General features: G+C 53.1%; 22 protein-coding genes and 1 riboswitch. Of the genes, 4 read left to right on the top strand and 18 right to left on the bottom strand.

The window, feature by feature from the left end; all coding sequences use genetic code 11:
• Nucleotides 1-8: 8 nt before the first annotated feature.
• The 3 genes from pap to I2B62_RS01730 all read right to left on the bottom strand — a co-directional run bounded on the left by pap (nucleotide 9) and on the right by I2B62_RS01730 (nucleotide 3328).
• Nucleotides 9-1496: a polyphosphate:AMP phosphotransferase gene (gene pap / locus I2B62_RS01740; RefSeq protein ID WP_195267256.1), complete on the bottom strand. Its 1488-nt coding sequence runs from the start codon at nucleotides 1494-1496 to the stop codon at nucleotides 9-11.
• A gap of 128 nt (nucleotides 1497-1624) precedes the next feature.
• Nucleotides 1625-2830 carry an isocitrate/isopropylmalate family dehydrogenase gene (locus I2B62_RS01735; protein ID WP_195267255.1) on the bottom strand — a complete coding sequence of 402 codons (1206 nt, stop codon included), beginning with the start codon at nucleotides 2828-2830 and terminating at the stop codon, nucleotides 1625-1627.
• Between the two features lie 45 nt (nucleotides 2831-2875).
• Nucleotides 2876-3328: an HDIG domain-containing metalloprotein gene (locus tag I2B62_RS01730; protein WP_243259386.1), complete on the bottom strand. Its 453-nt coding sequence runs from the start codon at nucleotides 3326-3328 to the stop codon at nucleotides 2876-2878.
• A gap of 281 nt (nucleotides 3329-3609) precedes the next feature.
• Between I2B62_RS01730 and I2B62_RS01725 the strand changes: the two genes are divergently transcribed.
• The 4 genes from I2B62_RS01725 to I2B62_RS01710 all read left to right on the top strand — a co-directional run bounded on the left by I2B62_RS01725 (nucleotide 3610) and on the right by I2B62_RS01710 (nucleotide 8028).
• Nucleotides 3610-4131: a hypothetical protein gene (locus I2B62_RS01725; protein ID WP_195267253.1), complete on the top strand. Its 522-nt coding sequence runs from the start codon at nucleotides 3610-3612 to the stop codon at nucleotides 4129-4131.
• Nucleotides 4132-4392: 261 nt separating this feature from the next.
• A complete protein-coding gene (locus tag I2B62_RS01720) occupies nucleotides 4393-4797 on the top strand; it encodes an Rrf2 family transcriptional regulator (protein ID WP_195267252.1) in 405 nt (134 codons plus the stop codon).
• A gap of 82 nt (nucleotides 4798-4879) precedes the next feature.
• Nucleotides 4880-6802, top strand: a complete 1923-nt coding sequence (locus tag I2B62_RS01715; protein ID WP_195267251.1) for an acyl-CoA dehydrogenase family protein — start codon at nucleotides 4880-4882, stop codon at nucleotides 6800-6802.
• Nucleotides 6803-6804: 2 nt separating this feature from the next.
• Entirely contained in the window at nucleotides 6805-8028 is a 1224-nt protein-coding gene (locus tag I2B62_RS01710; protein WP_195267250.1) for an FprA family A-type flavoprotein, read from the top strand.
• Nucleotides 8029-8085: 57 nt separating this feature from the next.
• Here the strand turns inward: I2B62_RS01710 and I2B62_RS01705 are convergent, their stop codons facing one another.
• The 15 genes from I2B62_RS01705 to I2B62_RS01635 form a co-directional block, all read right to left on the bottom strand.
• A complete protein-coding gene (locus tag I2B62_RS01705; RefSeq protein ID WP_195267249.1) occupies nucleotides 8086-8748 on the bottom strand; it encodes a cyclase family protein in 663 nt (220 codons plus the stop codon).
• A 35-nt stretch (nucleotides 8749-8783) separates the two neighbouring features.
• Nucleotides 8784-9803: a 4-hydroxythreonine-4-phosphate dehydrogenase PdxA gene (gene pdxA / locus I2B62_RS01700; RefSeq protein WP_195267248.1), complete on the bottom strand. Its 1020-nt coding sequence runs from the start codon at nucleotides 9801-9803 to the stop codon at nucleotides 8784-8786.
• 4 nt (nucleotides 9804-9807) lie between these two features.
• Nucleotides 9808-11106, bottom strand: coding sequence for a four-carbon acid sugar kinase family protein (locus tag I2B62_RS01695; RefSeq protein ID WP_195267247.1), 1299 nt, complete (start codon nucleotides 11104-11106; stop codon nucleotides 9808-9810).
• Nucleotides 11107-11118: 12 nt separating this feature from the next.
• Nucleotides 11119-11883, bottom strand: coding sequence for a DeoR/GlpR family DNA-binding transcription regulator (locus I2B62_RS01690; protein WP_195267246.1), 765 nt, complete (start codon nucleotides 11881-11883; stop codon nucleotides 11119-11121).
• Nucleotides 11884-12226: 343 nt separating this feature from the next.
• Complete coding sequence (locus I2B62_RS01685; RefSeq protein ID WP_195267245.1) at nucleotides 12227-12850, bottom strand: MarR family transcriptional regulator; 624 nt, start codon at nucleotides 12848-12850, stop codon at nucleotides 12227-12229.
• A 148-nt stretch (nucleotides 12851-12998) separates the two neighbouring features.
• On the bottom strand, nucleotides 12999-14474 hold the full coding sequence (putP, locus tag I2B62_RS01680) for a sodium/proline symporter PutP (RefSeq protein WP_195267244.1): 1476 nt from the start codon (nucleotides 14472-14474) through the stop codon (nucleotides 12999-13001).
• A 151-nt stretch (nucleotides 14475-14625) separates the two neighbouring features.
• Nucleotides 14626-15978 carry a sodium-dependent transporter gene (locus I2B62_RS01675; protein WP_195267243.1) on the bottom strand — a complete coding sequence of 451 codons (1353 nt, stop codon included), beginning with the start codon at nucleotides 15976-15978 and terminating at the stop codon, nucleotides 14626-14628.
• A gap of 137 nt (nucleotides 15979-16115) precedes the next feature.
• Entirely contained in the window at nucleotides 16116-17456 is a 1341-nt protein-coding gene (locus tag I2B62_RS01670; protein WP_195267242.1) for a glucose-6-phosphate isomerase, read from the bottom strand.
• Between the two features lie 263 nt (nucleotides 17457-17719).
• Nucleotides 17720-18493, bottom strand: a complete 774-nt coding sequence (locus I2B62_RS01665; RefSeq protein ID WP_195267241.1) for an ABC transporter ATP-binding protein — start codon at nucleotides 18491-18493, stop codon at nucleotides 17720-17722.
• Nucleotides 18493-19548 carry an iron ABC transporter permease gene (locus I2B62_RS01660; protein ID WP_195267240.1) on the bottom strand — a complete coding sequence of 352 codons (1056 nt, stop codon included), beginning with the start codon at nucleotides 19546-19548 and terminating at the stop codon, nucleotides 18493-18495. Before I2B62_RS01660 ends, I2B62_RS01665 begins: the two co-directional genes overlap by 1 nt.
• Before the next feature lie 2 nt (nucleotides 19549-19550).
• Nucleotides 19551-20621, bottom strand: a complete 1071-nt coding sequence (locus I2B62_RS01655; protein WP_243259385.1) for an ABC transporter substrate-binding protein — start codon at nucleotides 20619-20621, stop codon at nucleotides 19551-19553.
• 175 nt (nucleotides 20622-20796) lie between these two features.
• Nucleotides 20797-20972: riboswitch (cobalamin riboswitch) on the bottom strand.
• A 51-nt stretch (nucleotides 20973-21023) separates the two neighbouring features.
• Nucleotides 21024-21680: a class I SAM-dependent methyltransferase gene (locus tag I2B62_RS01650; protein WP_195267238.1), complete on the bottom strand. Its 657-nt coding sequence runs from the start codon at nucleotides 21678-21680 to the stop codon at nucleotides 21024-21026.
• 30 nt (nucleotides 21681-21710) lie between these two features.
• Nucleotides 21711-22292: a DUF6144 family protein gene (locus I2B62_RS01645; protein WP_195267237.1), complete on the bottom strand. Its 582-nt coding sequence runs from the start codon at nucleotides 22290-22292 to the stop codon at nucleotides 21711-21713.
• Nucleotides 22293-22602: 310 nt separating this feature from the next.
• Nucleotides 22603-23145 (bottom strand): Uma2 family endonuclease, encoded by a 543-nt coding sequence (locus tag I2B62_RS01640; protein WP_195267236.1) that lies wholly within the window; start codon nucleotides 23143-23145, stop codon nucleotides 22603-22605.
• Nucleotides 23146-23267: 122 nt separating this feature from the next.
• Nucleotides 23268-23831 (bottom strand): YdeI/OmpD-associated family protein, encoded by a 564-nt coding sequence (locus I2B62_RS01635; protein ID WP_195267235.1) that lies wholly within the window; start codon nucleotides 23829-23831, stop codon nucleotides 23268-23270.
• Nucleotides 23832-24073: the final 242 nt, after the last annotated feature.

Raw genomic sequence — 24073 nt, 5'->3', positions numbered from 1 at the left:
TTGAGGCCTCAGCCATCGAGCTCAGCGATTTTCTTCTCGATGGCCCCGATCACGGTTTTCAGCACCTTGACGCGGGCGTAATACTTATCATTGCCTTCCACCACAATCCAGGGCGCGTTTTCGGTGGAGGTTTTTAACAGCATCCGGTCAACGGCCACCACATAGGCGTCCCATTTTTCACGGTTTCGCCAGTCCTCGTCGGTGATCTTCCACTGCTTGTCCGGGTCGTTCTCCCTTTCCTTAAAGCGCTTTTCCTGTTCGTCCTTGCTGATGTTCATCCAGAATTTGAGTGCCACTGCCCCAAAATCGGTCAGCTGCTTTTCAAAATCGTTGATCTCCCGGAAGGCCCGGCGGTAGTCATCGGCTGTGCAGAAGCCCTCGATGGGCTCCACCATTACCCGGCCGTACCAGGTGCGGTCATAGATGCTGAAATGCCCGCGCTTGGGCACCGTTTTCCAGAAACGCCAGAGCCAGTTATGGGCCAGTTCCTCACTGGTGGGCGCGGCGGTAGGATATACACGGTAGCCCCTGGGATCCAGGTTTTCACAAAGGCGTTTGATGGCCCCGCCCTTGCCTCCGGCATCCCAGCCCTCAAAGCCGATTACCACCGGTATACGGCGGCTGTAAATCTGATACTCGAGATCCCGCAGCTTTTTCTGGCATTTTTTCAGCTCTTCCTTGTAGGTCTCCCGGTCCATGCACTTGTCCATGTCCACGGATTCCAGCACCGCGGTGCGGTAAGGGTCGTCCTCTGCCGAGATGAGGGGGTGCAGTGCCGGCTTTTCCGCATTTTCCGCCTTCTCGATTTCTTTTTGGAGCCGGCTGGCAAGGGTGTTGTAAATTTTCAGGCAGGCGTAGTCCTTATTGTGGCCCTCTACCAGCGTCCAGGGGCCGCAGTCGGTGTCGGTGGCCTCCAGGGTGTGGTTGAGCGTTTTATAAATTTTGTCATAGTTTTTATTCTCGCGCCAGTCCTCCTCGGTCACACGCCAGCTGGTGGACGGGTTTTCCTCAAGCTTCTCAAAACGCTTTTTCTGTTCCTTCTGGCTGATGTGGATGAAAAACTTGATGATAACCGTTCCGTTTTGTGCCAGAACCTTCTCAAAATCATTGGCCTGGTGCAGAAGCAGCTTCAGCTCACCCTTGTCCAGCTTTGACCTGTGGGCCAGGTCGCTGTAATAGCTGCGGTCAAACAGAACCATACGGCCCTTTTCCGGCGTTTTGGTCCAGTAGCGCCACAGCAGCGGACGGTTGATTTCATCATCGCTTGGTTTGATGGCATTGTAAACCACAAAGCTTCTGGGATCCAGCGGAATCATCAGGTCGTTGATCAGCGTCCCTTTACCCGCGGCGTCCCAGCCCTCAAAAATAATCAGCACCGGTATACCCAGCTCCTTTATCCGGCGCTGCAAAGCGCCCAGCTTAAGAGACAGAGCATCCTTTTCTTCCTTATAAACCGCTTTTTCAACTTCGACATCAAGATTTAATTTTTCGAGCATAGACATCGCTCCTTCATCTGGATTTTATTACACGATTATTTCCATTATACACCGGTAACCTAAATTCTATATAAAAACCGACTAAAAAAGACCTGTCTGTAAAAACAAGTCTTTTCTCAAGTGCTGATTTATTTTTGATAGCGGTTGAATACTTCCTCCAGATTATCCTGGGAAAGGGTAGTCATCAGGTATTCGGCATATTCTGCGCCGGTGGCCCCGGTATCTCGGCCGGTGATCTCCAGCTTCTTTTCAAAATTGCCGCAGATGTCAAGTGCCATCTGGAGCTTTCTGGCTTCGTCCATGTAGCCGATATGCTCCAGCAGCATGCCGGCTGCGCGGATAATGCTGCACGGATCGGCGTACTGGCCGCGGCCCTCGTCCACCATTCTTGGCGCTGAGCCATGGATGGCTTCAAACATGGCGTAGCGTTTGCCGATATTGGCGGAGCCCGCGGTGCCGACACCACCCTGGAACTCGGCGGCTTCGTCAGTCAGGATATCGCCGTACAGGTTTGGCAGCACCATCACCTTGAACTGGGAACGGCGTTTCTCATCCACCAGCTTGGCGGTCATGATGTCAATATACCAGTCGTCCATTTCCACTTCCGGGTATTCCTTAGCGATGGCTTTGGCCGTATCTAAAAACTTGCCGTCGGTGGTTTTGATGACATTGGCTTTGGTGACCACGGTCACCTTGTTCTTGCCGGATTTCTTCGCGTAGTCGAAAGCCGCGCGGATAATCCGTTCTGAGCCCTCCTGGGTGGTGACGGTAAAGTCAATGGCCAGATCGTTGTTGACATGGACACCCTTGCTGCCCACGGCATAGCCGCCCTCGGTATTCTCACGGTAGAAGGTCCAGTCAATATCCTTTTCGGGAACAGAAACCGGTCGCACGTTGGCGAACAGGTCCAGCTCGCGGCGCATGGCCACGTTGGCGCTTTCAATGTTCGGCCATTTATCCCCTTCTCTCGGGGTGGTGGTTGGTCCCTTTAATATAACATCACATTCCTTTAATTCTGCCAGGACATCGTCCGGGATGGCCTTGCCGCAAGCTGCGCGGTTCTCGATGGTCAGGCCGTCGATTTCCTTAAAGACAACGCGTTTCTTTTCGACATCATCCTTTAGCAGGAACGCCAGAACCTTTTCGGCCTCCGCGGTGATGAAAGGGCCGATTCCGTCGCCGCCAACGATCCCGATGACGATCTGTTCTTTAGACGCATAGTCGACGAACGCACTCTCAGCCTTCATGCGGTCAATGCGTTCAAACTGCTCTTCCAGAATTTTACCAAAATGTGCTTTTGCTTTTTCAATCTCTTCTAAATGTTTTAAACCCAATGTCTTCCTCCAGAATCTCTATTTTATTTAAAAAACTAAGCCAGGCTAGTCTTGAAACCTTAACTTGTAGTACAGCTTGCGCGGAGTATGCTCGCAAACCATCTCTTTAATGGCAACACCCTTGTCCACCGCTGTCACCACCCAGCTTTCACGGTGCATGGGCGGGGTGATGGTGAGCGGAAACATGTGCTTGACAATCATGTCTGCCTCTTTATCATTGATATTAAAATATTTCCTCGCGTTTTTCAGGGCTGTCTTGGGATGGCTGAAGCCATGCATCTGGCGGATGCGGTCCAATCCCTTTCCGTCCTTCTCATTGTCGCGCCAGTCCTGAAAAAAGAAGTCGTGCAGCAAAGCGCCGCGCGCCACCGAGACATAGTCAAGGCCCAGCTTTTTGGCAATGAGGTATGAATTGTATCCAACCGCCACCGAATGGGCGTACAGCCCGTTGCCGTGGTGGTCGATGTCTCTCAGCTCCTGAAATTTCGGATGATCCATAATGTCGCCTACGATTTCCAAAAATTCTTCACTGTATTTTCTTTTATAAATATATTCCAAATGTTCTGCATCTCACATTCTTTGTTAATTTCCTCTACTCACTCTGAGTAAAGCTTTGCCCTTATTATACCACACTTTTTTAATTTTAGATTAAAAATTGTATACATCAACGTTTTCATAATCATCTTCGCTTAAATCGGTTAAGAATCCTGCCGGTCTATTTTATTTTAAAGAAAAAGGTGCTATGATTAATCGTAACATCATATGCAAGGAGATTTAACATGAAATTCAAGGACCTATTACTCGGCACCGCGGCCTTTACCTTTGCCGCCTCCACTGCCTTTTTCGCCTGTGTTCTGAAAAAGGGCCACGACTTTGAGGAAAGCATGGATAAGACCGGGAACGCGCTGGACCAGTGCGTCATCTGCGGCGGCAAAAACAAAATCGTGGGCGACGTGCCCATGCAGGATATGAAGATCGGCGTTTTCTGCGGCGGCATGAGTGTTGACCTTTCCCAGGTAAAAGCCGATAAAAAGCAGTATGATCTGGATATTGAGGTCCGCAGCGGCGGTGTCAATGTCATTATACCGGAAAACTTCAAGCTGAACGTGACAGACCGCTGCCGCATGGGCGGCATCTGCGATGATACCAGACATCCCGAGGGCGAGGGCATGGTCGTGCTGACCGTCTATGCCGATGTCTGCGGCGGTGCACTGCACTTTGAAAACCCCATCAGCGTCAGCGAAACCATTGAACCGGACGACGAAAGGCTGACCGCCTGTCCCTGCGCACCGCTGGCCTGACTGAAATGAATCGGAAATGGTTATAAATTGTTAGAAAGTAATTTTTAAATGGAGAATGTATAATTCCATTCTCCATTTGTCTATCCCAACAGACGGAGCCTTTTTTCTTATCTGGATAAAAGGCGCAGTCTCGGCTACGCCGCTTCATATCACTTCTACTCCACCCCACTTTTCGATAAGATAAAAATAGCAATTTTTTATACTTGACTATTTTTATCCACATTGATATAATGGATTTATAAAATTGAAAGGATTACATTTGTGCTGATTACGAGAGAAACCGATTATGCCCTGAGGCTTGTCCGTTCCCTGGCCGACGGCGAACGCCGTTCTGTGAGCCAGCTTTCTGATGAGGAACAAATTCCAAAGGCTTTTGCCTACAAGATCATCAAAAAACTGGAACGCGCAGAGCTGGTGAGCATTGCCCGCGGCAGCGAAGGCGGATGCAGCCTTAACAAGCCCACCAGTGCCATAACCCTTTATGACCTGATGTGCGCCATTGACGGAAGCTGTTCCCTTTCTGCCTGCATAGAATCGGGCTACCGCTGCGAATGGTGTAAAAAACACGGCAGCTGCTGTTTTCATAATCACCTCATGGTTATCCAGGAAGAGCTCAACGACCGATTAAAGGCCAGCAGCTTAGAAGAAATTTTAAAATGCGGGTGACCGCATCGTTTTTTCGGCAATATTGGACCATTTTTATCCAATATATGGTATTGATTCGTTTATATTTCAAGGAGGATCTACGATGTTATTTAAAACAACGGAACAGCATGAAGCCCTGCGTAAGAAAATTCGTGAGTTTGCTGAAAAAGAAGTGAAGCCCCATGCTTTTATGATGGACAAGGAAAATATGTTTCCGGACGAAGCCGTCAGGCAGCTTGGCGAAATGGGTGTAATGGGCATTCCATTTGAAAAGGAATACGGCGGACAGGGCCTGGACGTTTTAAGCTACGCCATCGCCGTTGAGGAGCTCTCCCGTGTCGACGGTGGGACCGGCGTTATTCTGTCGGCGCATACCTCATTGGGGACCTGGCCCATCGCCGCTTTTGGAAACGAAGCGCAGAAGCAGAAATATTTAATTCCTCTGTGTAAGGGTGAAAAAATCGGCGCCTTTGGCCTGACAGAGCCAAACGCGGGCTCCGACGCCGGCGGAACCGAAACCACCGCCATCGACAAGGGCGACCATTACCTGCTCAACGGCAATAAAATTTTCATTACCAACGCCCCAAAAGCGGATACCTACGTTGTTTTCGCGGTCACCACACCCGATATCGGAACCCGCGGCATCTCTGCCTTTATCGTCGAAAAAGGCTTTGAGGGCTTTACCTTCGGGGACCACTACGACAAGCTGGGGATCCGCTCCTCCTCCACGGCCGAGCTGGTCTTTAACGATGTGAAGGTGCCCAAGGAAAACCTTTTGGGTGAAGAAGGTCAGGGCTTTAAAATCGCCATGGCCACCCTGGACGGCGGCCGGATCGGCATTGCCTCCCAGGCGCTGGGCATCGCCCAGGGCGCTTTCGAGGAAGCGGTCGCATATGCCAAGGAACGTGTCCAGTTTGGCAAGCCCATCGGCTTCCAGCAGGCCATCTCCTTCAAAATCGCGGACATGGCCACCAAGCTGCACACTGCCCGCCTGCTCATCTATCAGGCTGCCGAGCTGAAGGAACACCATGAGCCCTACGGCATGGAATCCGCCATGGCCAAGCAGTACGCCTCCGATATTGCTCTGGAGGTCACCAACGACGCTCTGCAGATTTTCGGCGGCACTGGCTATCTGAAGGGCATGGAGGTTGAGCGGATGTACCGCGACGCCAAGATCACAACCATCTACGAGGGCACCAACGAGATCCAGCGTGTGGTCATCGCCTCCCATATTCTGGGCAAGCCCCCAAAAAAGGCCGGCGGCTCCGGCAGCGCGCCTAAAAAACCCGCGCCCGTCACCGGTGTCCGCAAGCATATTATTCTGAAGGACGGCGATATTCAGGCAAAGGTCGACGCCCTTGTGGCAGCGCTGGAAAAAGACGGCTATGATTTCTCAGTGGGCATTCCCATAGACACCCCCATTGTCGATGCTGAACGTGTGGTTTCGGCCGGCGTGGGCATTGGCGACAAGAAAAACATGAAGCTCATCGAGGATCTGGCAAAGGCCGCCGGAGCTGCCATTGGCTCCTCCCGCCCGGTGGCTGAGACCTTAAAATATGTGCCCCTCAACCGCTATGTGGGAATGTCGGGACAGAAGTTCGCAGGCAACCTGTACATCGCCTGCGGTATCTCCGGCGCGATCCAGCACCTCAAGGGGATCAAGGACGCTTCCACCATTGTGGCCATCAACAGCAACGGCAACGCGCCCATTTTTAAAAACTGTGATTATGGCATTGTGGGCGACATCAACGAGGTGCTGCCTGTCTTAGCCAAGGCCCTGGACACCGGCGAGAAAAAGCCAGCCCCTGAAATGGTCAAGATCAAACGGCCAAAGGCGCCAAAGCCAAAGCCGGCAGGGCCAACCTATATCTGCGGCGGCTGCGGCTATGAATATAATCCCGATCTGGGCGATCCGGAAAACGGCGTCGCTCCGGGAACACTGTTTGAAAATGTTCCGGAAGACTGGGTCTGCCCGCTATGCGGCGCTGAGAAATCTGAATTTATTATCGCCAAGAAGGAGGACTAATCATGTATGCAGTTAGAAATGTAACCGAGGATTTAATCTGGGTTGGCGCCAATGACCACCGCCTGGCCCTGTTTGAAAATGTTTATCCCATTCCGCGCGGCGTCAGCTATAACGCTTATGTGCTGCGCGATGAAAAAAACGTGCTCTTTGACACGGTGGACTGGTCGGCCTGCCGCCAGCTCCTGGAAAACCTTGATTTTGTTCTGGACGGCGAATCCCTGGATTACCTTGTGATCAACCATCTTGAGCCCGACCATGCAGCCAGCATTGAGGAAATCCTGATCCGCTACCCCGGAATTAAGATCATCAGCAATGAGAAAGCCTTTTTGTTCATGCGCCAGTTCGGCTTTCATGTCGACGACCATGACTGCATTGTCGTAGAGGAGGGCGATACCTTTTCCTTCGGCCAGCACACCGTCACCTTTGTTTTCGCCCCCATGGTGCACTGGCCCGAGGCCATGGTCACCTTTGACGTGACCAACGGCGCCCTGTTCTCCGCCGACGCCTTTGGTACCTTTGGCGCTCTGGACGGCAAGCTTTTTGCCGACGAAGTGGATTTTGACCGCGACTGGCTCGATGACGCCCGCCGCTACCTGACCAATATCGTCGGGAAGTACGGCCCCCATGTACAGCTGCTGCTGGGCAAGGCCGCCGGCATTCTGGACAAGATTAAATTCATCTGTCCGCTCCATGGGCCGGTCTGGCGTCAGGATTTGATGTATTTCATCGAAAAATATGATTTATGGAGCCGCTACGTGCCAGAGGAAAAGGGCGTGATGATCGCCTACGCATCAATGTACGGCAATACGGAAAGCGCTGCCCAGGCTCTGGCCGCCCGCCTCTGCGACAAGGGCATGACCAATGTGGTCATGTACGATGTGTCCTCCACACATGTATCCCAGCTCATTTCCGAAAGCTTTAAGTACAGCCACCTGGTTCTGGCCTCTACCACCTACAACCTCGGTATTTACCCGGCCATGCACAACTTCCTCATGGATATGAAGGCCCTGAACGTGCAGAACCGTACAGTTGCCATTGTGGAAAATGGGTCCTGGGCCCCCTGCTCCGGCGATCTGATGCAGGCCTTTGTCGAAAATGAATTAAAGGACATGACTGTCATCAACGACCGCCTGTCCATGGCCTCTGCCCTCCACCCTGAAAAAACAAAAGAGCTCGACATGCTTGTGGACGCGATCCTTGAATCCATGGAAGCACCCGAAGCATAGACACACAAACAAAAGAGACCGGCGCAAAATTGCGCCGGTCTCTTTTGTTTCGATCCCCTATACCATGGCGACGGCTCTTGCCGGGGCGCCGCCAAAGCCCTGAAGCTTGAGCGGGAAGCAGCAGAAATAAACCCGTTCGTAATCCATCACTTCATCCGGAAAGTCGATTTCCTCCAGAAGCCATACTTCCTTTGAGAGCAGGACCACATGGGGCTGCGGCCCTTTATCCGGCCCCCATCCGCCAATGCTCAGGCCGTCGATGCCAACGCCCTTTACCCCTTTTTCGTAAAGCCATTCCGCGCCTTCGCCGGTGAGGTAAGGCCACTGGTAGTAATATTCCTTGGTCATGGCTCTCTTCTTGCACCAGCCCGTGTTCATGAGGACAATGTCCCCTTCCTTGATCTTGTCCGCGCAGGGCTTAAGGTGCTCGCTGGTAATGCCCGTATCCGGCGCGATGCCCCGGAGGTCAATGATCACCGCTTCACCCTGGAAGCCCTCAATGGGCATTTCATCAATCTTTTTTCCTTCCGGGAAGAAGTGGAAGGGCGCGTCCAGATGGGTGGCGGTATGGGCGTTCATCTTAAAGACTTCTGCCGTGAAACCGTCCTTTGGGTTGATGGCCTCATAGGTCACCTCTGTGAGATCATAGGTGGGCCATCCCGGACAATTGTGAAATACCGGCTGTGACATGTCAAACACTTTTTCAAACTTCTGCATCATAAATACCCCCGTATTTTAATATATTTTTGCAATGCTTACATTGCCTGCAAACTCTGGGATTCGCGCTTAAAATTGGGCGCGTACTCTACCGCCAGGCGGATAGCCTCGACCATGCTGACCGGGCTGGCAATGCCCTTGCCCGCGATATCGAGCGCGGTGCCGTGATCCACCGAGGTTCTCAGGATGGGCATTCCGTTGGTGATGGAGATGGTGCGCTCAAAGTCCACCATCTTGGTGGCAATGTGCCCCTGGTCGTGATAAAGGGAAAGCACCGCGTCGTAGCGTCCGTTCAGGGCCTGGTAAAAGACTGAATCGGCGCCGATGGGGCCTTCAATGTCAATACCGCTGGCCTTTGCCTCCTGGACTGCCGGGATCACATGGTCTACCTCCTCGGTTCCGAACAGGCCGTGCTCACCGCTGTGGGGATTTAAGCCCGCCACGGCGATTTTTGGGTTCTCGACGCCCAGCACGTCCAGCGCCTTCACGCAGTCGCGGGTAAAGGTGAGCAGCCTGTCCTTTGTCACCAGGTCACAGGCCTTTCTCAGAGAAACGTGGCGCGTGAGAAAGAACACCCGCAGGCTCCGGACCTGGAACATGGTCAGCGGATTCTTTGTCCCGGTCAGCGCACCCACGATCTCGGTGTGCCCGATATAGGGCACCTCCGCCAGCTTTAGCGATTCCTTGTTGATGGCGGTGGTGGACAGCACGTCGGCCTTGTGCTCAAGGCACAGCTCCGTGGCTTTTTTGATGTATTCGTAGGCCGCCTGTCCGGTCATGGCCTGGATTTCCCCGATTTTAAGCGCGTTCATATCAATGTTGTCCAGGTCGATCAGGTTTAAAACACCCGGCTCGTAATCGCCGTCCTCTGGCTCCCCGATACATTTGATCCTTAAATCCACTCCGCTGAAGCGGATCGCGTCCTCCAGGACGTCCTTATCGCCCACGACCACACAGCGGGCAATGTCCTGGATCATTTTATCGGCCAGGGCCTTAACGGTAATCTCCGGGCCGATGCCTGCTGCATCGCCCATGGGTATTGCAATGATTGGTTTCATATTCTTACTCCTTTTCGGCTAGTTTTATCTGTAAATAGGACATGGCGTTCCGCAGTGTCTCCACTTTTCCGGCCAGTCCGCCTTTTGTCACAATGGGCAGGCCGCTGTACCGGCCGCCGATCAGCTCCCCGTACATGGTAAAGGGCTCGATCTCATCCAGTACGCAGATACCTGCGCTCTCCAGCGCTTCGCACACGCCCAGGGTAATGTCCCCTCCGCTGGTGTAAAGGGCCTGTATCTCGTGGCTGTGGGCCTTGAGATAGGCGGCGGCCAGTGAGGCGATGGCCTGGCTGATGCGCCCGGACAGGGTCTCGACATCACAGCCGAAGTACTCGGCAGTCTGCCGGAGGTCCAGCACATCAGCTTCATGTTTAGCGGTCATGATGCCCACAAAATCACTGTGCCCGGCACATTTGTCCAAAGCTGTGAAAATGCGCTGCCTCTCGGCGGCACAGCGGTTTTCATCCAGCAGGGCCAGTACATCGGCCTGCACCAGCTCAGTTTTGAAAAAGGCTTCAAAGGCCTCTGCCTGCTGCCTGACAATAGGCACCACACTGCCGATGGCCATGAGCACCTGTTTCCGGGGGCGCTGTTTTTTCCCCACGTTCAGGCAGGCCAGCGTCAGCGGCCCCGGATCCACCGTGATAAAGGGATGGCCAAGGGCTGTGCCTGCCTGAGCGATGGCAGTGATGTCGCTGCCCGCCACTGCGTCGAAGCTGATAATCCTGACGCCCTGCCGGATAAGCTGCACTGCCGCCGCCCTGATGGCCTCTGCTCCCTGGGCCACCACATCCATGCAGATTGTCCCCACCGGGTAGCGGGTCTGCTTTTCCAGAATGGCCCGGACTGACGATTGGGTCACCGGGCATTTAGGGTCTCTGCTCACGCCGGTGCGCTCCAGCAGCTCCCCCTCGACTAAGAGGTAATCTCCTGCCACCCGCTTATCCACATCCGGATAGGCTGCGCAGACAAGGGCAACGGCTTCGCCGCCAAGGGTGTCCAGCAGCCCGTCAATTTCCGCGCCGATGTTGCCCCGCAGGGTACTGTCGATCCGCTTTTGGTAAAAGCCGTCCTCTGGCAGCGGAAAGGCCCGGGCCGTTTCGCTCACAGCCGCCCAGGCCGCCCCGGGCGTGATGCCCCGGCTGTCGGTGCTGACGGCTACGGCGTCATAGTCCGACAAAACCTCCGGCCCGACGGACGCGCTGCGCCGAAAGGTCGCAAAGCGGTAGCCGTTTTTTCTCAGCAGCGCGCCGGTGACATTGGCCCCGGTCAAGTCGTCTGCGATGATTACTGCCCTTGCCATTTGCTTTCCCCCTTAAGCTTTAATCACATCAATTTCCATTTCCAGAAGGCGCGCTTCACTCTCAGGCTCCAGTCCCGCATCGGTGATGATCCGGTCGAAACGGTCGATGCCGCAGATCTTGGCAAAGCTCACCCGCCCGAATTTTGAGCTGTCGGACAGCAGCACCCTTTCTCTGGCGCATTCCAGAATCTGCTGCTTGAGCGCCGCCTTTTCAAGCGACGGCGAGCTCACGCCCTTCTCCACATCCACCGCGCTGGCGCCCAGAAAAGCGATGTCGGCGTTAATGCCCTCAAAAAAGGCTTCGGCGTGGCCGCCGAGGCACACCCCCACATGCTTCTGGACATGGCCGCCGGTGCAGTGGACATCCACAAAAGGCGCTTCCAGCAGTCTGGCGGCAATGAGGATATCATCGGTCACCACGCTGATCTGCCTGGTTCCCTGGGCCAGCAGCAGAGCCAGCTCCATGCTGGTGGTACCCGCGTCCAGCACAATGGTCTGTCCGTCCTCGATCAGCTTCTCGGCGGCCTTTGCGATACGTTTCTTTTCGGCCTGGTAGGCGCTGGCTTTTTTGGCGACAGCGATTTCCTCCACCAGCCCCTCCTTCACCACTGCTCCGCCAAAGGTGCGGGTAATGCGGTCGTTATCCTCTAGGTATTTCAGATCCCGGCGGATGGTGGTAGGCGTAACCTTGAGCTTCTGCGCCAGCGCCTCGACGGTGATGCTGCCATTCTTTTCAAGGTTTTCGATTATTTTTTCTCTTCTCTCTATTGGAAACATGTCCTGCCTCATTATTCAAACAAATTTAAACAGATTTTTTGTTTAAATAGGTTTATTTTCGTTTTATATTGTTTATCATAGCGTGTTTTCAAGACTTTGTCAATCAAAAAAGAACTCAATTGATCATTTTTAAGCAAATTCAAACACATCTAAACGCAAAAAGGCGATATACCTCCCGGTATATCGTCATCCTTACTATGTCACGATTGCTGCACCTGTTCCTTGTCCGCTTTATACGCTTCGTGGATCAGGTAAATGCCGTAAAAACACAGGGCTATTGCTGAAAACATACTCATCCCTCCTTTTCGGCTTTAAAACATGGCAGCACTGGCAGGCTGCCGGATTACTCGTCCTCCGGGTCATTCGGCCGGCCAAAGCCGCCGAAGGGCCCGAAGCCTGGTCCACCCTGCCCAAAATGGTTCCCGAAGGAATGGGCGCCCATCCGCATATTCATAAGCCGCTCAAACTGGTCCCTGCCCATACGCTCACAGGCACCGCGCATCCATTCTCTGGCGCCATCGTCCATGCCGTCTCCGTATTTTTTCTCAAAGGCTGCGAGCATCCGGTCCAGGTATTCGTTAAACTGTTCCCGCTCCCCGGACGACAGGCAGTCAAAAATTCCCACGTCTTCCGTTTCGCTGTCCTGCTCCTGAGCCTGCTTTCCCTGCTCGGTCAGACGGACAAGCATGACCCGCCTATCTGTCTCGGAGGGCACGCGGGTTACATAGCCCTTCTTTTCCAGCTTGTTCAAAAGCTCATTGAGGGACTGCTGCCGTATGCCCAGCAGATAGGCCAGATCCTTGCTGCTGATTTCGGGCTGTATCTTAAGCATGGCCAGCACTCTGCCCTGCCCCCGTGTCGGGTCTCCCACCGAACCGTTTTTAACATGATTTTTCAGGCGGCTGCGCTGCATGAGCCACTGAAGCCTTGACAGCTTTTCATATAATTCCATATCTTTTTCGTCCATTTTTTTGCCTCCTTTATTTTATAACAGGTACCTTATGTTTTTTATTATACAGGTACCTGTTTTATATGTCAAGTTTTTTGTACAGGTACCTTAAATATTTTAAGGACATTAAAAAAACGGCTGTCTGCCAGCCGTTTTTTTCGTTATTTTATTCAGCCCTGATGGCTTTCATTTCCTCGAGCACCTCGTCAAATTCTGCCTCTGCGGTTTTGTCCGCCTTGGAGAAAGCGTTGACGATCAGAATGGTGATCACATTCAGGCAGAAGCCCGGCACGATCTCGTACAGGGTGTTGCTCAGCCCGGTCTGCTTCCAGATAATCACGGTCAGCGTCCCGACCACCATACCGGCCAGGGCTGCCTTCCAGCTTGTTTTCTTAGAGTACAGACCAAAGAGCACCAGCGGGCCAAAGGCCGCGCCAAAGCCGCCCCACGCGTAGGAGACCAGTCCCATAACCGTGGAGTTTGGCACCAGCGCCATAAACAGGGCAATGATCGCGATGATGATGACCGATAAACGTCCCAGATTCACGCTCTGCTTTTCCGTCAGCTCCTTTTTAAGGAAGATACGGGCCAGATCCTCGGTGAGCGCGGAGGAGGAAACCAGCAGCTGTGAATCAATGGTGGACATGATGGCTGCCATGATGGCTGCCAGGAAAATCCCCCCGATCCACGGCGGGAAGAATTTGCGGATCATAAGCATAAACACGGTTTCCTGGGCACCGTCTGTGAGGCCCGGAAACAGCGGAATGGACAGCAACGCCACAAAAATGGCGCCGGTCAGGGCGATGATCACCCAGATGATGGCAATGGTCATGGATTTTGGCAGATCCCGGATGCTTTTGATGCCCATAAAGCGGACCAAAATGTGGGGCTGTCCAAAATAGCCGAGGCCCCAGGAGGCAGCGGAGATAATGGCCATGACCGAGATGCCCCCACCCAGCAGGTTCATGCTCAGCCCCTGGGTCGCCATGGCGTCCAGCGTGGGCTGCATGCCGCCCAGGTGGCTCATGGCCAGAATCGGCACCACCACGATGGCAATGATCATTAAGACCCCCTGGATCAGGTCGGTCCAGCATACTGCCAGAAACCCGCCAAGGAAGGTGTAGGCCACAATGACCAGCGCACCGATGAGCACCGCAGTGGTGTAGTCAATGCCGAACATCATCTGGAACAGCTTGCCGGAGGCCACCATACCAGAGGATGAATAAATGGTAAAGAAAATTAAAATGATCAGTGCGGAAATCACACGAATCGCGCCAGTCGGGTCCTTGAACCGCCGCTCAAAAAAAGTGGACAGGGTCAGGGAATCGGTTTTTTCCGTGTAGGTCCGCAGACGCGCGGCCACAAACTTCCAGTTTAAAATCGTGCCCACACACAGGCCAATACCGATCCATACCTCTGGCATGCCGCCCAGGTAAATGGCGCCCGGCAGGCCCATCAGCAGCCAGCCGCTCATGTCGCTGGCCTGGGCCGAAAAGGCGGTAACCCAGCTGCCCAGACCCCGGTCTCCCAAAAGAAACCCCTCAATACTCGAGGTCTTTTTGTAAAAATAGAGTCCTATGCCAACCAGCATGATGAGATAGATCACAAAAATAATAAATTCAGGATTTAATATCGTACTCATAACTCCTCGCTTCCTTAAAAAAATATTAATGTACTTATTTTATTAGAAAACTTGAGTAAAGTAAAGCGATTTTGCATATTCTTTCATTTTTATGTATAAGTCCTCAAAAATAAAAGCCGGAGAAACTGCCATTCTCCAGCTTATAAAAGAATCAGCCAATACCGCCATAGACGAGGCCGAGGATGAATACCACCACCGCCAGCGGCACATAGACATATTTTGCAAGCGGGCCGAAATAAGCACCCAGGGGCTTTTCTCTGCCCAGCTCCAGCTCCTGCTTGATGTCCTTGTAGCCCAGGATATAATAGATGGATACCGCGCCCAGCACAGCGCCGAAGGGCACGACAATAATGGTGATAAAGTCCATCCAGGAGCCCACGTTCGGCTCCGCCTCGAGGAAAATCCCGACGAGCAGCGCCACGCCGGCACACAGGGCCACCGCGGCCTTGCGCGGCAGCTCAAAGCGGTTCTGGAGCGATTCACTCACAGCCTCAAACATATTGATAAGGCTGGTGATGCCCGCAAAGGCCACCGACAGGAAGAACAGTGCCGCGAACAGCTGGCCAAAGGGCATCTGCTTAAAGATGCTGGGCAGCGTGATAAAAATGAGCGGCGGGCCCGCGTTGGGCTCGATACCAAAAGCGAACACCGCCGGCATAATGGCCAGTGCTGCCAGCATGGCCGCCAGCGTATCAAACATGGCCGTCCGCATGGAGGCCTTTGGGATATCCTCAGATTTGTTCAGGTAGGTGCCGTAGACAATCATGCCTGAGCCGGTAATGGACAGCGAGAAAAACGCCTGACCCATGGCCATAACCCAGGTGTCCACCTTCAGCAGGTCGCTCCACTCCGGCATGAACAAAAACTTGTAGCCCTCGACCGCACCGGGCAGAAAAGCCACACGGATGGCCAGAATGGCAAAGAGAATGAAGAAGGACGGCATCAAAACCTTGTTGATCTTCTCGATCCCCTTGGTAGCCCCAAACATGAGGATACCCGCCGCAATGACAATGACCAGCACATGCCAGGGCACACTGCCGAAATTGCCTGTGGCCTGGCCAAAATAAGCCGCCGCGTCCGTGTTGAGGATCGCGCCGGTGACCGACCCGGCCAGCGAGCGGATGATCCAGCCCACGATAATGGCGTAGCCGATGGCAATGCCCAGAGACCCCAGCAGCGGAATCCAGCCCAGAATATAACCGAGCTTTCCTTTTCCGATTTTATTAAAGCAGTACTCGTAGGCGCCCAGGGTTCCGGTTTTGGCGCGCCGGCCAATGGCGAACTCCGCAGAGAGGCCCACCAGACCGAAAATAACAATAAATAAAATATAGGGCACTAAAAACGCGCCGCCCCCGTACTGTCCCACACGGTAGGGAAACATCCAGATATTGCCGAGCCCCACCGCGGAGCCGACACAGGCCAGCACAAACCCCAGGCTGTTGGTAAAGCCGCCGTTCTGATGGATATGCCTGCTGTCAGACGTATGCTTTTCGTTTTTTTCCATAATTCCTCCTTTTGCTTCCAATTTGTTTATCTTACCATAATCCACCCGTTCTGCCAATGGTCATTTTTGCGGGTAATGGACACCCCTTTCGTCAAAAAAAGACCAGCGCGAAGCAGCGCCGGTCCTGGCATGATATTTTATTTATTGGGAAGTCTCTTTTCCAGTTCTTCGGTCAGTTCTTCATAGCCTGGCTTGTGCAGCAGGGCAAACATGTTTTTCTTGTAGGCTTCGACCCCTGGCTGGTTAAAGGGATTAACGCCCAGGAGGTAGCCACCGAGGCCGCAGGCCTTTTCAAAGAAATAAACCAGTTTGCCGACGTGGAAGGCATCCAGTTTGGACAGGTAGATGATGCCGTTTGGCACATCGCCGTCGACATGGGCCAGCAGGGTACCCAGAAAAGCCTTTTCATTGACATCCTGCATGGTGCGGTTTTCCAGGTAGTTGAGGCCGTCCAGGTCCGTCTCCTCATGCTTAACCGTCATATCGCCGTCCAGCTCATCCACTGCCAGAATGGTTTCAAAAATATTCTTATGGCCGTCCTGGATAATCTGTCCCACGGAGTGCAGGTCGGTTGAGAAATGAACCGATGCCGGGAACAGGCCCTTGCCGTCCTTGCCGTCGCTCTCGCCGTAAAGCTGCTTCCACCACTCGGAGAAATAGCGCAGGGAGGGCTCGTAGTCCACCAGAATCTCGATGGCCTTGCCGCGGTTGTACAGGCAGCTTCTGTAAAGGGTGTACTGGTAGCAGGCGTTATCGGCAATGGCGTCCACGCCATAGTCCTCATAGCCGGATTTGGCCCCGTCCATGAATGCGTCGATGTCGATCCCCGCAACGGCGATGGGCAGCAGGCCCACAGCGCTGTAAACCGAGTAACGGCCACCCACATCGTCCGGGATCACAAAGGTTTCGTAGCCCTCCTGGTCAGCCAGGAACTTCAGAGCGCCCCGCTCCTTGTCGGTGGTGGCGAAAATACGGTCCTTTGCGCCGTCCTTTCCGTATTTCTTTTCCAGCATTTCCTTGAAGAAACGGAAAGCGATGGCCGGCTCGGTGGTGGTGCCGGATTTGGAGATCACATTGACGCAGATGTCCTGATCCTTGACCAGCTCAATGAGGTCTTTCATATATTTGCCGCTGATGTTTTCGCCGGCAAAGTAAATTTTAGGCGCTTTTCGGTCTGTTTCTTCGTTGAAGAAGGTACTGGTAAGCGCGGTGATCACCGCCTTGGAGCCGAGATAAGAGCCGCCGATGCCGATCACGATAAAGGCGTCGCAGGAGCCCTTGATTTTTTCCGCCGCTTTTTTGATACGGGCATATTCTTCCTTATCATAAGCCACCGGGTAATCATACCAGCCTAAGAAATCACTGCCGGGGCCTGTTTTTTCCTTTAGCATTTTGTCCGCCAGGCTGATCTGTGCCGCCTTGTTGTCCAACTCTTCCTGAGACAGTCCCGCATAGGAATAATCAAATCGAATACTCATATTTTATCCTCCTGATAAATAATTAATTTAAACATTGGCTTTCACTATTTGTACAGTTACCTTATAATTGTAATATAAGCAGCGAAAAGATCAAGCAAAATCACCGAATTTACAATTATTTAATTTAGCACAAGATAGTAATCGTTTTACATGCTTATTATAGCATAAATTTCATCTGATTTAAAAGCCTTTCTTTAAAAAATATACCCGCCGCGCTGCTTTTTATTGACAGCGCGGCGGGCAGACCGGTATTCCTTTAATTTTCAGCCGGCGCACCGCTTGGGAATCACATACTGTTTATCCTGATAGGCGGCAAACGCGACCCGGACGTCAAAAATGCGCTCCAGGCTCTCCGTGTTCAGAATGTCATCGGGATGGCCGGTGGCGTGGATGTTTCCGTCCTTCATGAGCACCACCTGGTCGGCAAAGGTGACCGCTGTGTTGACGTCGTGGATCACCGCCATAATCGTCATGCCCTTATCCTGGCAGAGGCCTTTTACGATCTCCATGGTTTCCAGCTGGTAACGCAGGTCCAGGTTGCTGGTCGGCTCGTCTAAGAGCATGACCACCGGCTCCTGGGCCAGCGCGCGGGCGATAAAAACCCGCTGGCGCTCACCGCCGCTCAGCTGGTTCAAAAGCTTGGTGCTGTAAGCGGTGAGGGACATCTTTTCCAGAACTGACCGGACAATCTCATAATCGGCATCCTTCATTTTTCCCTTCATATGGGGCACGCGGCCGGACAGCACCATCTCAAAGACATTCAGGCCGCTGTCCTCCACCTCAGTGCTCTGGGGCACATAGCCGATGAGCTTGGACTTTTCCTTTTGCGGCAGTCTGAGAAGATCGGTGGTATCCAGGCGGATCTCGCCCTCTTCAGGCTTCAATATCCCGTTAACACACTTGATCAGCGTGCTTTTGCCTGCTCCGTTGGCCCCCAGCAGCACGCACAGCCTTCCCGGCTCCACGTCGATGCTGACCCCCTTTAAAATCCTGGCCTTTCGATAGCCAAAGCTTAAATCTCGAATTGTCATTTTCATCAGACCAACCGCTCTTTCTGTTCTTTTACAATTAAATAGATAAACACCGGCACCCCGATAAAGGAAACCACAATGCCCACCGGAATGATCACCGGCGAGACCACCACGCGGCCCACGGTGTCCGCCGCGATGAGCAGGATGGCGCCCGAAAGCGCCGTCAGCGGTATGAGCGCCCGGTAGTCGCCGCCGATCAAAAGCCTGGCGATATGCGGCGCCACCAGTCCCACAAAACCGATAACCCCGGTAAAGCTGACAATGGCCGAGGAAATAAGCGTGACCGCAATGCCCGAAAGCAGCCGCAGCCGCATGACATTAACGCCCAGCGCCACCGCGCTTTCATCGCCGGTGGACAACAGGTTGTAATGCCATGCAAACCGGATGATAAACGGAAAGGTCAGGAGCAGAATGACCGAGACCACGATGATCTGCTCCCAGGTGATCTCCGAAAGGCTGCCGAAGGTCCAGTGGACAATGGCGGACAGCTGCTGCTCGTTGGACACATACTGCATGCTGGCGTTCAGGGCTGAAAAGAAATAGTTGAGGGCAATGCCGATCAGGATGATCGTTGTCTTGCCCATGCCCTTGGCCGAGGCGATGCCGTACACCATGGCGGCGCAGATAAAGGAAAATACAAAGGCCATCAGGACTGTGCCCACCTGGTTGCTGCCAAAGGGCATAAAGCCAAAAATAATGGCCAGCGAAGCCCCAAAGGCCGCGGCGTTTGAAAGCCCGGTGGTAAAAGGGCTTGCCATCTTATTGCCCGTGATGGCCTGCATGACCAGCCCGCTGATACCCAGGCCCACGCCGGAAACCAGCGCCATGGTGATGCGCGGCAGGCGCAGCTGCATGAGCACGGTGAGCTCGGTCTGGTTCAGGGCCGCCGCGCCCATAAAATGGCCGCCGGGCAGCAGGGTGGCCAGCACCCGCCCCACGGTCACATTGGCAACGCCGACAAAGCAGCTGGAAAAGGCAGCAATGACCAGAAGGATCACCGCTGCCAGCATCAGAGCCGCTCGTTTTTTGTGATAGGCCTTTAACGATGGCTGCTTTTCCATAGCTATTGATGCTTAACCTGGAAAACGTGTCCCTCTACCGGATCAACTCCCTGGATTTCCATCCATTCGTCAAAGATCGCGTCGGGGTCAACATCCTTCATCTGTTCGGGATACAGCCATTTCGCGGTATAAACGGTTCCGATCATCTTGCCCAGTCCGCCGGCGCAGAAGCCAGTGGTCACATAGAAATCGTCATTCTGGACGGCCTTTAAATCGGACCAGCCCGCGCGGCTCAGCATTTCGCTGGAGATGGTGCTGTAATCCTCAGCTGTCGGCGGCGTGTAGACACCGGTATTTTTGAGGGCCGGGCCGGACGAGGTCTTGATGATGAGGTCCGGATCCTCCAGCAGGATCTTTTCCGGGTCGATGGTCTTTCCGGTAATGGTAGGATCGCCGAAAATATTGACACCGCCGGCGTTGACCAGCATGCTGTTCCAGCCGTCATTGCTGGTTCCCGGGATACAGGTGGTATTCGGGTCGCCGTATTCCCAGTACACCTTTTTGCTTCCCTTGACGTCCTTGATTTTTTCCGCCACCAGATCCATATTATCCTGGTAGAATTTGGTAAGCTTTTCGGCTTCCTTTTCCTTGCCGAACAGCTTGCCCAGAATCTCGATTTCCTTTGGCAGCTCGGCGTTATTATAGCCGGATACCACGACCACCTGAATGCCGAAGGGCTCCAGTTTTTTAATGTCCTCTTCCCAGGTGCCGTTGTCCGGAGTAATGAGTACCTGAGCGCCCAGCTCAGCGATCTTTTCATAGTTCAGCTCGCTCTGGCCCTTGCCGATGACATTTTCCGGGTCGAACTGACTCCAGTACACTCGGTCCTGGGCCGTATTCTTATCCACGGCCACCACCTTGTCAATGGCGCCGATCCCACGGATCAGCTCAGAATTGTAGCGGTTGGCCACCACCACCTTTTCAAGGGGCTGTGGAATGGTTACCTCACGGCCTGTATCGTCCACCACGGTAATGCTCTCCGCCTTTGCTGAATCCCCGTTCTGGCTGCACCCGGCGAATACCGGAACCAGCAGAAGCAGCGCGCACATCAGCGCAATCACTTTCTTTTTCATCTTTTCCTCCATTAAACTGAAATTTTATGTCAAATCCTTTTGGATATGAACATCTCCCCGTGGAAAACAGGCCCGCCCGGTTTTTGGTAAATAAAAAAACCGATAAGCACTCTGCTCATCGGTCCCATTTTCCGAGATTTCGTTTATTCAAACACGCCGCTGCATTATCCCCCTGCACGCATTTCTTCTTTAAGGCAGGTCTCCTGGCTTACAGCTCGTCCGCGGCCCGCCTTCCCGGATTGCTCCAGTGGCTTTCAGGCTTTGTCCCTGTTTACAGTGATGGGTTCGCACCGGATTTTCACCGGTTTCCCTATTCTCTTATTGCTAAGCACCTCAAAGGTTATTCATTTTTTATCATTATACCTGCTTCCACCATGCTTGTCAATATCCAATCGGCCGGATTTATTTTCGGACCATAAGGCTCCAGTGGGTGCTGTAGTCCTGCGGGGCCTCAAGGTTATGGACACAGGACTCTCTCAGGCTGTCCTCAAGCTGCCAGTCCTTAAAGAAACGCTGGATGTCTGCCAGATCCACATAGAGGTGGGGCACGCCCGTCTCAGTACCGCTCTTTTCCGACAGCAGGGTGTTGGCGTCAATGCGCCGGCTGCTGTCTGCATGCTCGTAGCCGTAGCTGCTCTTGGAAATGAGCGTGAGGAACAGCTCGCCGCCCGGTCTCAGCACCCGGCGGATTTCCGCCAGAGCGACCTGAAAGCCCGCAATATCCGTATGGTAGATGACATTGTAGGCCAGGGCACAGTCAAAGGTGTTGTCCTCAAAGGGCAGGTCGAGCATATCGGCCACGCAGGCCGTGAGGGGAACCTGCTCCTCCCCGGCCCATTTTTGGGTGTGCGCAACGCCGCACTCGGACAGGTCGGCGGCGGTGACCTCAAAGCCTTTTTGAGCCATGTAAACCGCGTGCCGCCCAAGGCCGCAGCCCAGATCCAGAAAACGCAAAAAGCCCCTGCTCTGCCAGCGCTCCGCGAGATAGGGACTCTCCACACAGGGGGTAAGCCAGTAATCCGACTGGTTTTTCTCCCAGTCCCATGCTTTTGATTTCATTGGTTTTAACCTCCTCACATCTGTTTTAACTTAAAGGATTCCTGTAATCTTCAACAGGCAGCAGTCATGCCCCTGCTTGATGGTCTGGAGCAGCTCGACCTCTACCGGCCGCTCAAATACGGCTTCAAAGAAGGCTTTGCTGTACCCGGCGGTGCAGTAGCACCAGGTCAGGGACGGGGAGGGCTCTGCCTTTTCCAGCATGGGGCACTCACAAGTAAACATTTTGGTATACAGCGCGTCTCCCTTGATGCGCCAGCCCGCGCCGCTCTTGTTGAGGTGGCTGACAAAGCGTTCCAGATTCTGGCCGTTGGACTGGTACAGCGCTCTGAAAGCCTCAGCGGTTTCCTCCAGCCGGCCGTTTTCGTTGCAGTGGCAGCCCATTCTTATTTTGATAATGGTCTCCCGGTCAAAGCTTGCCTCCAGCTCCTCCGACAGGCGGTTTACCCACTCGGCCCTCTCTTTGGGCGTTGCTCCCGGCCGCAGCGGGACACGGCGGACCAGCGCCTCTGCCGCTTCCCGGGAGACGTTTTTCTCAAGACTCTGGCTTAACCGTTCCAGCTCCTCCTGCTCCAAAAACGGACTGACCGTTTCCGGCATACTAAAATTTTTCATGCTTCACCTCGCTTGAATTATTTCTGTTTGATTTTGACTATCATTATAGTACAGGTTGACCTGAATAACAACAAATGCGCAGAGAAAGGCAATTTTTAAGAATTTATTAAGCCCAATAATATTTCGTTAGCCGACGCTTTTTGACCGACTGATAAACCAGAGCAGCAGAAACAGGAAGCATGATTAACAGAATCGTAAAAAAATCATGAACCGGCGAATGGGAGGAGCCTGTCAGCCCCAAGACGCGCCCAGAAGCAAAATCTTACAAAAATTAAAAAAGAATCTCAAAATAATGAGATTCTCTGCTGTCTTACTCAAAAACAGCCTTTAGCGAAACACTCAGATCCTCAAACACTTTGGATTCCAGGGTATCCTCTGCAGTGAATTCTGCAGCGGTTTCATGCTCAAAATAATGAACGGTGACAGCCTTTACCTTAGGGTTCACGATCCAGTATTCCCGAACGCCGGCCAGCTGGTACTTATTGAGCTTGACGAAAAGATCGTTGCGGTAGGTAGCGGGGCTCAGGATTTCAATGACAATGGCAGGCGGGCCCTCATAACGCTGGTCGGTGAATTTATCCGGGTCGCACAGCACGCTGAGATCCGGCACCAAAACATCTTTATTCAGGCGTATTTCCAGTTCGTTGTACACTTTGCATTGTTTTCCTGTCAGGTAAGTCTTTAACGCAAAGTAAAGATTTCCTGAAATATCATGGTGCGCGACATTTGGCCGTGGTGTCATCATCACCATTCCGTCGATGAGCTCATAAACCTTTTGCTCGTCGGCCGGAAGCTTTTCAAACTCCTCCAGACTTATGGGCTTTTCGGTGTAATCTTCTTTTAATAAAGGCATTTTCAGACCCTCCTTTTGTTCTTAAGTTTATTATATCCTGGAATGCACTGGCCTGTAAATGTTTTACAGGCCTTTTAAGACTTAGGGAAGTAAAAGCCGAACCGAAGCGCCGGGCTGCCTCCTCACATAGGCTTCAGATTTTTTTCCAGCCGTCCGGTCATCCACGCCAGGCGTTTGGTCCGGCCGGCCTCTGTTTTGGCGTCGAGATAGGCTCTTGTATAGGTCTTTTTCACAGAGGGCGGCATGTTTTGAAAATTGGCATAGGCCAGTTCGTTTTCCCGCAGCAGTCCGCCCACTGCCTCGATCTGTCCGGCGGTGATGGCGGTGGGCCCTGCGGCGCTGGCCCACTGGCCGTTCTTTTTGGCCTCCTCGATCTTTTCTCTGCCGAGATCTGTCATCTGTCCGCTTTTTTCCAGCCTTTCGACCAGGGCCTTGTTCTTTTCGGACCATTGACTGTTCTTTCTGCGCGCGGAAAAATACTTGATATAGGACTGGTCGTCTACCCGCTTCATCTGGCCGTCGATCCACCCAAAGCACAGGGCTTCCTCCAGCGCTTCGCTTGCTTTTAGCGTCACAAACGCTTTTGTTTTTCCAAACACCAGCCAGACGCCCTCGCTGGACTGGCTGTTATCCTCCAGCCAGCGTCTGAACGCGTCGCGGGTCTTAAAATGCAATGGCTCACTCATCGTCGTTCCTCCACAATATTGAATGTTCTTTTTCACAGTGCCTGAAAACAAATATGGCCGTCCGGCGCACTGTTCCCGGTGGTATATGACGATTATAGCATGCTTTCCGCCTCTGGTCATTTCTTTTTATGCCGGATAAAGCTTTTGTCTGCCGTTTTGTTTGTAAAAAAAGATCGGCGCAAATCTGCGCCGGTCTCAACGTATTAAAAACTTCAAGAAACGAAGTCTTTTACCTAAGGAAG

It is taken from the genome of Eubacterium sp. 1001713B170207_170306_E7 (assembly GCF_015547515.1).
Lineage (GTDB): Bacteria > Bacillota > Clostridia > Eubacteriales > Eubacteriaceae > Eubacterium.
This window is presented reverse-complemented; position numbering and strand designations above follow the sequence as displayed.